15 protein-coding genes and 1 pseudogene are annotated in these 13,986 nt (G+C 28.9%); all 16 read right to left on the bottom strand.

Annotation, left to right across the window (positions count from 1 at the left end):
* Positions 1-18: 18 nt before the first annotated feature.
* Entirely contained in the window at positions 19-192 is a 174-nt protein-coding gene (locus KYD98_RS17470) for a hypothetical protein (protein ID WP_219781338.1), read from the bottom strand.
* 87 nt (positions 193-279) lie between these two features.
* Complete coding sequence (locus KYD98_RS17465) at positions 280-990, bottom strand: endonuclease V (protein WP_219781337.1); 711 nt, start codon at positions 988-990, stop codon at positions 280-282.
* Positions 991-1,096: 106 nt separating this feature from the next.
* Positions 1,097-1,531, bottom strand: coding sequence for a toxin-antitoxin system YwqK family antitoxin (locus tag KYD98_RS17460; protein ID WP_219781336.1), 435 nt, complete (start codon positions 1,529-1,531; stop codon positions 1,097-1,099).
* Positions 1,532-1,542: 11 nt separating this feature from the next.
* Positions 1,543-2,610: a YwqJ-related putative deaminase gene (locus KYD98_RS17455; protein WP_219781335.1), complete on the bottom strand. Its 1,068-nt coding sequence runs from the start codon at positions 2,608-2,610 to the stop codon at positions 1,543-1,545.
* A 619-nt stretch (positions 2,611-3,229) separates the two neighbouring features.
* Positions 3,230-3,613: a ribonuclease toxin immunity protein CdiI gene (gene cdiI / locus KYD98_RS17450; protein WP_219781334.1), complete on the bottom strand. Its 384-nt coding sequence runs from the start codon at positions 3,611-3,613 to the stop codon at positions 3,230-3,232.
* A gap of 140 nt (positions 3,614-3,753) precedes the next feature.
* A complete protein-coding gene (locus KYD98_RS17445) occupies positions 3,754-4,215 on the bottom strand; it encodes a hypothetical protein (RefSeq protein WP_219781333.1) in 462 nt (153 codons plus the stop codon).
* Positions 4,216-4,232: 17 nt separating this feature from the next.
* The gene (locus tag KYD98_RS17440; protein WP_219781332.1) at positions 4,233-4,751 is read right to left on the bottom strand and encodes a hypothetical protein; all 519 of its coding nucleotides are present in this window, start codon (positions 4,749-4,751) and stop codon (positions 4,233-4,235) included.
* 58 nt (positions 4,752-4,809) lie between these two features.
* Positions 4,810-6,033, bottom strand: a complete 1,224-nt coding sequence (locus KYD98_RS17435; RefSeq protein WP_219781331.1) for an IS110 family RNA-guided transposase — start codon at positions 6,031-6,033, stop codon at positions 4,810-4,812.
* 199 nt (positions 6,034-6,232) lie between these two features.
* Positions 6,233-7,132, bottom strand: coding sequence for a tyrosine-type recombinase/integrase (locus KYD98_RS17430; protein WP_219781330.1), 900 nt, complete (start codon positions 7,130-7,132; stop codon positions 6,233-6,235).
* 497 nt (positions 7,133-7,629) lie between these two features.
* A complete protein-coding gene (cdiI, locus tag KYD98_RS17425; protein ID WP_219781329.1) occupies positions 7,630-8,001 on the bottom strand; it encodes a ribonuclease toxin immunity protein CdiI in 372 nt (123 codons plus the stop codon).
* A gap of 22 nt (positions 8,002-8,023) precedes the next feature.
* Positions 8,024-8,422 carry a CdiA family toxin C-terminal domain-containing protein gene (locus KYD98_RS17420; RefSeq protein WP_308462474.1) on the bottom strand — a complete coding sequence of 133 codons (399 nt, stop codon included), beginning with the start codon at positions 8,420-8,422 and terminating at the stop codon, positions 8,024-8,026.
* A gap of 132 nt (positions 8,423-8,554) precedes the next feature.
* Positions 8,555-9,790 (bottom strand): annotated as a pseudogene (locus tag KYD98_RS17415) (IS110 family RNA-guided transposase).
* Between the two features lie 186 nt (positions 9,791-9,976).
* The gene (locus tag KYD98_RS17410) at positions 9,977-10,885 is read right to left on the bottom strand and encodes a tyrosine-type recombinase/integrase (protein WP_219781328.1); all 909 of its coding nucleotides are present in this window, start codon (positions 10,883-10,885) and stop codon (positions 9,977-9,979) included.
* An 868-nt stretch (positions 10,886-11,753) separates the two neighbouring features.
* Complete coding sequence (locus KYD98_RS17405; RefSeq protein ID WP_219781327.1) at positions 11,754-12,140, bottom strand: UCP019853 family protein; 387 nt, start codon at positions 12,138-12,140, stop codon at positions 11,754-11,756.
* A gap of 13 nt (positions 12,141-12,153) precedes the next feature.
* A complete protein-coding gene (locus tag KYD98_RS17400) occupies positions 12,154-12,585 on the bottom strand; it encodes a hypothetical protein (protein WP_219781326.1) in 432 nt (143 codons plus the stop codon).
* A 31-nt stretch (positions 12,586-12,616) separates the two neighbouring features.
* Positions 12,617-13,630, bottom strand: a complete 1,014-nt coding sequence (locus KYD98_RS17395) for a phage holin family protein (RefSeq protein WP_219781325.1) — start codon at positions 13,628-13,630, stop codon at positions 12,617-12,619.
* Positions 13,631-13,986 lie beyond the last annotated feature (356 nt).

Here is a 13,986-nt window from a genome sequence, read left to right as displayed (position 1 = left end):
CTTTAATTCTTAATTATTTTAATTTAATCTTAGTTTCTTTATTTCATCAATGCTAAGGCCTGTTTTTAATGATATTGTTTCATCATCTAAAACATCTAGTAAATTTTTAGCAATCTCAATTTTTCCTTTTTGGATTCCTTTCTCTTCCCCTTTTTGTTCATAATATTTTTGTCTTATTTGATCAACAGTCATTCTTACAGCACCTCCTCTTTCTCTTTTATACTCTTCAAATTTTTGTTCTAATTCTTTATCTTTTATTAAAAATAAATATTCTTTGTATTATATATTTTCTAATTTTTCTCTTACAATATGTGTCTCTAAGTCTGCTAATCTTACTGGAATTGGAATTCTACTTTCTTTATTTAATAAATTTATCATTATCTCTGTACTTGTATCTAAATCAATGTAATTTCCACATGAAATAAATATTGGTTTAACATTGCTTCTACTTCTTAATACTCTTCCATAAACTTCATCTTCTATGATTATATCATTATATGATCCCATTTCCTCTTTAGGCATTTCAAAATCTGTTCCTTTTATTTTAAGATAACTTTTTGCTACACCTATTGTTGGTTTGTTTAGGAAAAATGAAGCATGTGTTGCACTTCCCATATGATTAAAATGTAAATATCCATTTCCATCAAATATAAAAATATCAGGCTCTATTTTTAATTTTTCAACCGCTTTAATTATTAATGGCAATTCTCTAAAAGCTAAGTATCCTGGTATATATGGTGCATTAACCTTACCATAACTATATACTTTCTCTAATACTTGCTTAGTTTTATAATCAATTATTACTATACAGCATGTAGCATACTCTTCTTCATCTTTTATCCAATATGCAAGATCAACACCTGCACATGTTTTTATATCATCGATATAAAAACTATTTCTTAATGTAATGTTTTTAGCTAGTCTTTTTTGGATTTTAAAGAATTCTTCTTCAGAATTCAGATTAAAATCATGAATAAAGTTAATTTTCATTTTATTTATTCTTACCTCATTTTTCATTCTTTAATAAAATATATCGAAGCAGTCTCTTTATGAGAGTATACATAAGCTCTAAATAAAAAATACCACATCTATAATTTTACTTTTCAAATTTTATTTTCTTTATTTTTTCTAAATCTTCTATTGTAGGTTCCTTTTTTTCATATATCAATTCACCTTGATTATTCCATTCTTTATATCTTTTTTTGACATCAGCTTCAAATTCTGCCCAATAAGTCATTATGCCATTCTCATTCCATTTAATAATTTCACCATTACCCATATCATTTTTAATATCACAATATGTCATTGGCTTTCCATTAAAATAAAACTCAACAGTATAAATATCTTCTATACCATTAACATAATATGTGTATGATTCAATTTCACCATTACCAAATAGTGTATATCCTATTCCATTAAATGGTCTTTCTGTATCCATCTCTACATAAAGACCTGTATAAGGATCAAATCCTATATCAGTTGAAAATTCTTTCCCTTTACTTAAAATTTCTTCCTTAGATAATATATTCACTACATTCACCTCTATTCATCAAAAATTAAATCTTGGAACCTTTTCTTATACATTTCCTTTTCTTTTTCTAAGACATCATCAAGTACATCAGCATGTAATGTAACATATTTACAATGTGGACATCTAGGCATTGGATTTCCAGGTATTGCAAAATCACTATTATTTAATTTATGTGAATTTACTACATAAATTATTGTATCATTTGGATTTTGTTTAAATTTTTCTGGAGACTCTTTATATAATTTATCTATATATTCTTGTGTAAGCTCACTTTTCTGAATTTCATTCTCTATACAAAATTGATCTAACATAGATTTATTTAATGTAAGACACTCTGCATGAGTACCTGCCCCATTTGTCATTTTTTCATATGAATCATATATATTCTTAGGAATACTATCAATTCTTTTTTTTACATATGGATGATATACAACATCCTTCAACTTTATTTCATCTCTTGTTAAATTTCTTGCATTGTAATATTTTTCTGTTTTTGCATTATAACTTGTTGAAAATGCAGGCTTTAGTTTATTTTTAGATAATGTTTTATTCTTTGGATCATTAGCTACTTTCAACCATTTATTTAAATTTTTCTGAGTCTCATTCTGTAAATTTTCATATATTTTTGTTCTATTACTAATTTTCCAAGTATGATTGCTTCCCCCCTCATCTATCAATAATGGATTACTATAAGTAATAGCAGCTCTATTAGGCATTACTCCATTATTAGGAATTCTCGGCATATTGTTATATATTGGTAATGCATTTCTTGGAGTTGTTGGGAGTATTCCTGGCTTATAAGGAACTGCATTTTCTCTTGCTAAACCAATTATACCAAATTTATTATTACTACTTTGATATAAAAATCCTTTTCCATTATTATTTAATGCTATTTTTCCTAGATTTCCGCCAAAATCCTTCCCAATTCCTCCAAAGTAAGAACTATTTTTCCCGTTATATCCAAAAATCAGATTATTATTTACAACTCTAAAATTCACTTTAGGACTTAGCATCGTATCAGCCGCCATAGCAAATGGTGCTAATTCACATCCCATACTAGCAGCTGTCATATTTATCATTACTCCTGAGCATCACATTCCCCATACTTCATCCCTTCGGCTGCCTTCAGATTCCACCTCACGATGGACACATTTGTCATTGACTAGTGGTTCCCGCTAGTAAGCCCTCAACGGACTTTCGCCGTCAAGTTAATGCCCATGCTGGGCACACATAAAAAAATATCGACACTATTGAAGTGTCGACATTTCAATTATAACAATATTTTCTTCTACTTTAAGGCGAGAAGGGAGATACGGTGGTAAAGATTTTAGAAAGTATTTTTTAATCTAATCAACTAAAATTACTTTTTAAATTTATCTGTTACTCTTCCTCCTTTTTCTCTATTTACTACATTATTTATATTATGCAGTAATTTAATCTTTATATTTTATTAACATTACTATACTAAGTTAATATATAATTTTGCATTCAATTATTCAACAATTTCATGTACATTTAACTTTATTTTTTTGTCCCTCTCCTAGTTTTCTATAATACTCCAACAAAGCTACTATTTTTTCAATTAATTCATTATTATCTCTGTATGTATATCTAAATCAATGTAATTTCCACATAAAATATTAACACTCTTCCATAAACTTCATTTAATACCTAAAAAAATTAATCATTTTAATATGTTTACTTTATACCATATGATTCTTCTATTAATGAAAGTTCTTTCTGTATTATTTCTTTTTCATCTTCATTCTTTTCAATATAAAACTCACATGCAATACTTAAATACTTATACATCTTATCATAATTCACAATATCGTATGCATCATCATCACCCGAATAAAATAATACCCTGTTTTCTCCAAAATAATCGTCATCATCTTGTTCATATTCTTCTGAATAAATTACCCCATGATATTCTCGACGTTCACCATATTTATTTTTGAAATCTTCTAAGTATTGCAGAAATTTACTTCCATTAACATATATATTCAATACATCAATAACTGCTTCTTTGTTTAAATTATTCTGTTTCATTGTATCAATAAATTCGTCATATACATTCATAACAAGCCTACTCCCATTCCAATACTGGATAAGCATTTTCTATCTCTACAGTTTCTAAATTCTTCATTCCTTCAAATTTTAGTGTTTTTTCATTATAATTCACTTGTCCTTGTATTTTTATCTTTTTGTGTTTTTATAATTTAATTTTTCATAACTTTAAACTCGTTTAAAAATTCATTATAACATTCAGCAACTTTTTGCTTTTCTATAGAATCAAGTTGACCATACTGCTTAAAAATATAATCTACATATTTAGGAACAAAATCAACTTTAGGAACAAATTTATATTTTGAATAATCAGTCATTTTTTTCATGATTTCTTTTAATAAATAACCTCCAATATTATGATTTCTGTTAGAAATGCACTCTAATACTTTATCAAAATCCGAATCATATATTATATCAAAAATTGTTGCCTGAAAATATTCATCTCCCTCATTACATTTCAACAACTTTATTCCCATTTCTAAGGCAGTATCTTCATCTCTATCCCATAATTCCAACATGGCTTCAGTGGTTGCATCCATATCATTAAAGTCATCTATTATTTTTACCAATTCCTCTACATTTTTAGATTTTATATAATTATATTCTTCATCCACTTTCTAATTCTCCTTTCCTATTTTACTTTAATTAGTATAATAGTGCTACAATACGGTGTTCCATTTTTATCTATTATCCACCAACTTTCAATAATGACAGGTTTATTTCCTATATTAATTGTACTCCTAATTTTTGTATTCTTAGGTGTGGCTTCTTTTGCAGAATCCAAAACAGTTTTTGCTATAATTTCATTGTTCTCAGCAGTATCTGCTATTCCTGCATCATCTAACAATTTACCCATGCCTTGGGAACGGTCATAATTATGAACTATACTTTCACTTTTTTTCAATTCTTTTTTCATTTCTTTAGTAAATTCAGAAGGATTTTTATTTTGTATCTTTGTCAACTCTGCTACCCTATCTTTTAATTCATCATAATTAGATGGTTTATTAATTTTACCTCTAATATAAATTTCGATTTTCCCCTTATTTACTTGTGCATAGCCGTCTGTATATACTTTCACTGGATTTTGTGAGCCTGGTGGTGTTACTTCTTCAACATTAATATTTTTAGGATTACTTCCCCCCTCAATCAAATGAAAATTAATAAAAGTTTAAGGTGATAGTTTTAACTACCACCTATAACATTTGATTTCACCTATACTCCATAACATATTCTGTCTTGTTTTTCATCATCCCGTATATTATGTTTACAAGCCTTCTCATAATGCATATTAAGGCTGGTACTTTTGATTTTGACTTTCTCTCACCTGTTTTCCTTAAATAATAGTCATATAATATTGGATTTCTTGGCTTTCCAGTATTTTTTGTTAATTGAACTTGTTGCTTAGCAAGAAGAAACAGAACACCATTAAGCCTTCTATTTCCTTGTTTGCTCTTAACATCTCTACCTTTCCCTGCTGAAGAAAAATTAGTAGGAGCAACACTTGCATACTTTGCTAATTTATCAGCACTTTTAAATCTATTAATGTCACCTATCTCCGCTATTATTTGCGATGCAGTAACTATTCCTACACCTGTCAGTGTTTCTAGCTTATAATCAAGTTTAGATATTATCTTCTTCATATGGCTTTCTAATTCTTCAATCTCTTCCCTACAAAATCTTATATATCTAACATAACTTCTTACAAGTTCATCTCTATGCTCTTGATATTCTCTAAAAGTATCTCCATCTCCTGCTATAAAACTTAAAATACTTTCTGCTTTCTTTGTTGAGCAAGAATTATTACTCGCTTCTAGCAAAAATTCTTTTAATTCCTTAGTAGTTATATTTTTCAATTTACTTGGTGAAGGATACTTTTCCCAAAATGCCAGAGCAGTTTTACCTTCAATTTCAGCAAAAAACTTCTTATAACTCGTATAACTTTTTGTCAATTGTTCATGTAGTTGTATTTTTGTTATAGATAATGATTTTACAATAGAATCTCTTCTATATACAAATTGTTTTAAAGTCCAATATAAATCATTTGGATTTGCTTCCTTTAGAATATCTATTTTCTTTACCAATACCTCGGCTATGCACTTTGCATCCCAAGTATCATTTTTAAGCGTAGTAGGATAACTTTTTCTTTCTGATGAAGAATATGAAGGATTAACTTCTTTCACAATATATCTATTTTCCTTTAAAAAAACTGCTAAACTTCTCCCATTTCCTCCAACATCCTCAAGTCCAAATATTAAGTTTAAGTTTTCGGGAATTTTTTCCCTTAATTCCTTTATAAATTCTGGGTACACTGAAATTTTACTTTCAAATGTAAACTCTCCCAATACCCTTGTCCACCAATCTATAACAACAGCAGTATGCTGTTCTTTGTGAACATCAACACCTATAAATGCATAATTTGACCCATCATCCATAATCAACACTCCTTTAGAAATTATATTTATATTAACTCTTCAGGAAATGTTGGCAACCTCAATCACAGCGTTAGTTACATGAACTCGCAAGGGGGCAACAGCCTATCCATTTCCTGAAAAGCAATTAACTTATGTTCTTGCATTATACAAATGCTTTTTCTAATTTCAAGAAATGAGTAAACTTTTTTATTAAATTTTTCTAACTTAAATAAATATCTGTTATTTTTACTCTAAAATGTCCTAATTCTCTAGAAACTTTTAACCTTGCACTATAATCATTAAATCCTTTTTGGGTTAATTCCCTATATCTTCTTTGAGCATAAACATGTCTTAAACCATGAAATGTTAATGATTTATCGCTATTTCTAAATTCCTTATTGTGGTTATAAATAAATACTTGCAAATTATTTATAACCTTATGTGTCTTTTCTTCTTTATTGATAAATACCTTTTCACCAGACTTTGTTTCTTTATAAAGTCTTTCGACTAATTCCTTATTACTTAAAGGAATACTCCTAATTAACCCACCCTTACCCTTTACAGTTAGAAAACCTTTTTCTAACGCATCACCTAATTGACTCTTATCAAGCCTAGCAACTTCATGTACTCGAAGCCCATGTGAATATGACAAATTAACCATATCAGCATACCTGAATTCATTCTTGTTATTAGCATATTCAATAAATCTTTTAACTTCTGTATCATTCCATGCTTTATTGCTCCCTATTCTATCTTCTCTAGTTCTAGGCAATACCCCTAATTTTTTATTGATAGATAGTTTTTTACTGTCACCACCTCTTACATCTACAAAAAATCTTATTGCAGATAAATTAGTAGTAATATAAGATTTAGAATAACCACTTTCCTGCATTTGCTCAACATATCCTTGTAAATGCTTATTTTCTATTTTGTTTAAATTCTGCTTTTTAAAGGTTTCCGCTAGAAACTTAGCAAAATGGTTCATTCCATCTTCATAACGATATCTCGTCTTGATACTGCCTTGACGAGTATGTCTAAATACCTTATCTATTTGCTCATTTAAATTCCTGTATATATTCATTGTTTTTTCATCCATACTAAAATTCCATTTATCATTCATAAATACCACACCCTCTCTAGGTTTGGTACTATTATTCTAAATCATATTAATAAATTTCAAGTTTTTTATAAATTATCTTTAATAATTTATAATCATAGTGTTTCATTAATTTTTCTTTTGCAAAAATCATTTCACACCAGCAAAAACAATACTTTAAGTAATATATCCCACATAGTCTCAATTAAAATTGAGACTATGTGGGATATGCTTTTTATATTAGTTTAGCAATGATACTACTTTCCTACAAATATACATATAGGTGAAGTCAATTCTTCCGTAGCAGTAATGTCAAAACAGATAACTGCTGACTCAATAGTCTGACATTCTTTCTTTTTAATAATTAAATTCCTTCTTAAAACAATATAAATTCCATATTCTAAATGCCTCCTTAATGAATAAATTAATACCAAATATATTATTCATACTTTAACTAATCACTATCTATAAATTCAAGAAAAAGAGGATATCAGTTTTTCCGATAACCTCTTTTCTTCAATCTATAAACTTAAATTCATTTTTATTCTATCTAAATATTCATATATAACTGCTTTTTCTTCTTCATGTTTTTTAATATACTCTTCACAAGTCTCAACTAGATATTTATAAAACTCTTCATTATTTAATATGATTGTGCAATCTTTTTCTACTGCTGGATAATCAAAGTAATATGCTACTCCACTCTCTCCAAAGTAATCTTCTTCCCATTCTTCGTATTCATTTGAAAAACAACACCAAATATTTTCAACACCAAAACCTTCACAATTGCTATACTTATCTAAAACAGATAGGAACCTTTCATCTCCTATAATCCAGTAATATAAATTTAGTAGTTCTTTTATCTTACTTTTATCTTCATTATTTATTATCATTTTATTTCACTCCTAATCTCTATTAAAATGAAGGATGAAAATTGGTTATTTCACCAGTAACTTCATCAATGTATCCTGTAAACTTTAAGCCATTAGACGCTACGCCTACTCTAACCCTTCCATTAGTTACTCCATTCTCCATTGCTTCTTTTCCCCACTCTATAATTTGACTATCAGATATTTTACTTGGATCATATACTGTTTTAGGTGTTGCTACTTTTTTGTATTGTCCTTCAACATAATTCTGTGCCGCATCTTTTGCAGGTAATTTATACTCTATCTGATAAATACCGTCAACCGTTGGATGAGGTTGCTTAGATATTATATACTCATTTAAATCCCAACCATTACTTTTAAATGCATTTTCAAAATGGTCTAAATTATGCCCTCCAACAATACCTTTTCCTTTCTTCCATACTATATCTTCTACTTCAATTAAATGCTTGTCATATCCTGCTCTATATTTAGGATTACTTACCCCCTCAACTAAACGAAAAATAATTTCAAAAATTTAAGGTGGCAACCATTCGTTACCACCATTATATCAACTTGCTTATTTCTTTGAAAGATATTCCATTCGATATTCTGTTTTATTCTTCATCATTCCATATATTATATTTACAAGCCTTCTCATTACACACATTAATGCATGAGTTTTACTCTTGTTTTCTGCTAATTTTCTTTTATAATACTCATATAAAATATAATTTCTTGGTGTTTTGCTACATTTTGATAACTGTATTTGCTGTAATGCTAACATATAAAACACTCCATTTAATTCTCTTCTACCTTGTTCACTCATTTGCTCTTTCCCTTTTCCCGCAGAACTAAATTTTACAGGAGCAATTCCAACATATTTAGCAAGTTTATTAGGGTTTGCAAATCTACGTATATCACCGATATTAGCAATAAGATTTGAAGCAGTTACTAGGTCAATACCTGGCATGGATTACAATTTATAATCCAATAACTTCAAAATTTTGCCCATTTCTCTTTCCATTTTCTTTATTTCTTCTTTAAAAAACTTTATTTCATCTACCATACTTTGAATAAGAACATCCCTAAATCTTTGATAATCTCTTGTTGTATCTCCATCAGATTTAATAAGACTCAATATTTGCTCTGCTTTTCGTGTAGAACATGAATTATTGCTATTATCCAATAAAAATTCCTTCAATTCTTGTAATGATATATTATTCAAATGTTTTTGTGAAGGATATTTATGCCAAAATGCCAATGCAGTTTTACCATCTATCTCACTAAAAAACTTCTTATAACTTGGGTAATGTAAAGCAAGTTGATTATGCAACTGTATTTTTATAGTTGCGAGTTCCTTTACCATAGTATTTCTTCTTCCAACTAATTGCTTCAAAGTCCAGTATAAATCATCGGGTTTAGCATCAGGCAAAGTTTTAAGTTTATCTAATAAAACCTTTGCTATGCATTGAGCATCCCAACTATCATTTTTCTGTGTCATCGGATTATTTTTTCTCTCAGATGAAGAATATGCTGGATTTACTTCTTTTGTTATTTCGTTTGTTTCTGTTAGGAATACTGCTAAGGCTCTCCCATTCCCACCCACATCCTCCAGTCCATAGACTGGCGTTATTCCTTCTTCGCAATATTCTTTAACCTTTTCTACAAATTCAGGGAAGGCTGATGGTTTGTTAGCAAATGTTATTTCACCTAATTTATCATTCCAACAATCAATTATTACTGCTACGTGTATTTCCTTATGGATATCAATGCCTACATAGAGATATTTTAATTTTTCATGTTTTTCATACATAACTACCACTCCTTTTAGTCCTTCAAGAAAAGTCGGCAACCTCAATTAAAGCGTTAGATTAAACTCGCAAGGGGGTAACAGCCTGTCCAGTTCTTGAATGTAATTTTAAAATTTATAGGCATTATATAAATTTTTTTTGCTATTTCAAGAAATGAAACAACTTTTTTATAAAATTAAAAATTTTTTTTAATTGAGATATACTTCTGTAATCTCTTCTCTAAAATGTCCTAATTCTTTAGCCACCTTTAACCTTGCTTGTTTATCATTGAATCCCTCCTTAATAAATTGCTTGTATCTATTTTGAGCATATAAATGCCTCAAACCATGAAAACTTTTATTTGTTCCATCATTGCTCGTTCTAAATTTATCCTGATTTCTCAAAATGAAAACTTGAAGACTGTTAATGACTTGATGTGTTTTTTCATCATTCCTAACAAATATCTTTTCTCCCATTGGAGTTTCATTATATAGCCTTTCAATAAGACTTATATTCTTCTGCATAGGAATACTTCTTATTAATCCACCCTTGCCCTTAACTGTTAAATGATTTTCTTTTATAGCCTTTAGTAAATCATTTTTATTAAGTCTAGCAACCTCATGTATTCTCAAGCCAAACCTAAATCCTAAACTTACCATATCAGCATATTTCTTTTCCCTAACTGTTTCAGCATAATCAATAAACTTTTTTACATCTTCAACTTCCCACGCCTTATTATCACCAATTCTATCCTGTCTTGTCCTTGCATTTACTGCTAGTTCCTTATTAGTGGCTAATTTACTACTATCTCCACCATTTAGATCTGTAAAATACCTAATTGCCGAAAGGTTTGTAGTGACGTAAGACTTTGAGTAGCCTAGTTCCTGCATTTGTTCCACATAAGCCTGTAGGTGTTTATCTTGTATTTTGTTTAAATTCTGTTTCCTATATACCTCTGCCAAAAATTTTGCGAAATGCTCCATGCCATCTTGATATCTATACCTTGTTTTGATACTTCCCTGTCTTGTGTGTTTAAATACCTTATCAATTTGAATACATAAATTCCTATATATATTGTTTGTTTTTTCATCAACATCAAAGTTCCATTTGTCTTTCATAAAATCCCTCCTTTCAAAGTGTAAAGAGATTTTATGAAAAGATACCCTTTAAAGTCAAGATTATTTTAGAGTAGTATTATAAAGTTTTTATATCTCTTGTTTCAGTGTTTTTTCAGATAAATCCCCTTAAAGTAAAGCATTGAAACAAGTAAAATCAATACTTTCCATGCTAGTATAAACCCCGTCTCAATTACTTCTAATTGAGACGGGGTGCTATGTAATCTCCATTTCCTCCTAGCCATTGTATAATCACAATTAAAAATATAAAGGTTAAAGGCTAAAGCCTTCCTTCGGAAACCTTGATATTTTTAATCTATGATTATTTTTAGTAATTAGGAGGTAATGGAGGAATATGCAATTTGTTTAGCAATATTGCTACATTCCTATAATAATAGGTGCAGTTATTACTGCTGTAGCGGAGACATCATAGCCTTACAGCCGACATTAAAGTCTGACATCTCATTACTCTCTTTGTAAGTTAGAATACCTTAATTTATTCATTAATTCCTTTCTATTTGTAGTTTACATGCTAGAGAGAAAGCATATATTTAATTTACCTTTTACTCTAAATTCCTTTAGTTTTAACTAAATACCTTTTATTATTAAAATCCCTCCTTAAATTTAATAAATACCTTCAGTATTAATAGACTATATTATTAATTATTCTAATTTCAAGTAAAAAAAGACACATCCAAAATGTTTATTTTGGATGTGTTAAAATACATTTCTAATTAAGTTTAAAAATTAGAACCTAGAAATACTTTTTATTAATGTTTTATATCTAACTTTTCTATAAATTCTTTGAATGTATTTTCAATAACAAACATCCCTTTTCCTGACCCTTCCATAATAGTATAACAACTTAAATTTAAGATATAAATTCAATATTAAACCTATCAACTTTTAATCTTACATATTGATTATCGCAATAACCATGTTCAATTAAATCATCTTCATCTAATTTAATTTCTATTGAAGATTTTATAACACATTTATCTATATCAACTTTTCCATAAATATAATGAGAAAATGTTTCACCTATACATTCTATCTTTTTTATATCTTCTTGTATAATTTCTAATTCTATATCATCGTAAAACTCAACTTCTATGTCAACACTACATTTATCGCCTATATTTATACCATTTTCCATTCCATACGGCATAAAACATCTTAATTCTTGTCCGTCAATATTAACTATAATTTCTTCTTCTACTAATTCATTAAATGATTCTATTGTAACTAAATATTTCATAACTTTTCACTCCTTAATCCACTGGATTTATTGTTTTGTCAGTATTTGATCCATTCAATAACTTCCATAATGTTTTTCCACTTTCAGTATGATATGTTGTTATATCACCATTTAAGTTTGTACCAACAAATTCAAATTTTGCAATGCCCTTACTGTTTGTACCCATAAACCTCATATATACTGTTCTTAATTCTTCTGTAACTGTAATTTTACCATCCGCTCCCTTTACTTTTACTTTATAGTTGTATTGAACTTTATAACCATTATTTATTACATCTCTAGCCCCTTCAATATATTCATCAGCATTACTATATTCACCTTTGAATTCTGTCCCATGTTTATCAAAGTGACCATCTAATTTTTCCTTAGATGCAAAACTAGGGTTACTTACCCCCTCATCTATCAATAATGGATTACTATAAGTAATAGTAGCTCTATTAGGCATTAATCCATTATTAGAAATTCTAGGCATGTTGTTATATTGGTAATGTATTTCTTGATGTTGTTGCGACTATTCCTGGCTTATAAGGAACTGCATTTTCTCTTGCTAAACCAATTATACCAAATTTATTATTATTACTTTGATATAAAAATCCTTTTCCATTATTATTTAATGCTATTTTTCCTAGATTTCCGCCAAAATCCTTCCCAATTCCTCCAAAGTAAGAACTATTTTTCCCGTTATATCCAAAAATCAGATTATTATTTACAACTCCAAAATTCACTTTAGGACTTAGCATCGTATCAACCGCCATAGCAAATGGTGCTAATTCACATCCCATACTAGCAGCTGTCATATTTATCATTACTGCTGAGCACCACATTCCCCATACTTCATCTTTGTACTGCTCATAAGCTTTTTCATCACCATTAAACTCTCCATCTCTTATCTCATTATATCCTTTTTCATCTACTCCTTTTTCACCATTATTTTTTTCATTTTTTCCTTCGTCTATTGTTGCACTTGCTATTTCAGCTTCTTTATTGGCTGCTGATAATCCTGTAGCAGTTCCTAAAACTGCTCCACCTATAACACCTACCCCTAGAAGGGTCGTTGCTACACCGGCTCCTTCTATTAATACAGCTCCAACACCTAATGCTAATCCTCCTGTTAACAAAGTCACTGCAACCATTCCTACTGCTAAACAAGCAATTCCAACACCTTTCCAGAATGTTTTCTTTCCCTTTTCAATTCTATCTTCATTTGGGGCAGTCTCAATTTGTTGTTCCTCTACTTTGGTGGGCGATGATGAAAAACTTGGAATTGGTTCTTGTTCAAATGGATATGATTCTTTTATTTTCCCTTCAAAATATGCTTCTTCTACTTTAAAACTTACATTTGTCGGATCTAATGTTATTCCTTTAGGATTTCCGGCTTTGTCTCCTTCTGAACTTGGATAATAATTTAAACTCAAACCACTTGGTGCTGATAAATTTATATTATTTGCTTTTATAGATAATTTACCAGCACTTATTATACTTATTTTCATTGAGCTACTTATATCTATTCCTGACCCATCTTCAAGTTTTATATTGTTTCATATATTATATCTTTATCTAATCTTTATTTCATAGTAGAAATAGTCTGTATCATGAAAACCTAAATCATATACACCTGATTTATAAAATGTTTTTATATCTACTATCTTCATTAACTCATATGGTGACTTCAGCCTTAATTTATTAATCATAAGTATAATTTTTTAAATAAAAAAATAACAGAAATACCACTATCTCATGTTATCGCTGTTACTTTAATTCTTAATTATTTTAATTTAATCTTAGTTTCTTTATTTCATCAATGCTAAGGCCTGTTTTTAATGATATTGTTTCATCATCTAAAACA

It is taken from the genome of Clostridium weizhouense (assembly GCF_019431045.1).
GTDB classification, from domain to species: domain Bacteria; phylum Bacillota; class Clostridia; order Clostridiales; family Clostridiaceae; genus Clostridium; species Clostridium weizhouense.
Note: the sequence above shows the minus strand (reverse complement) of the source record. Positions and strands in the feature narration are given on the sequence as shown.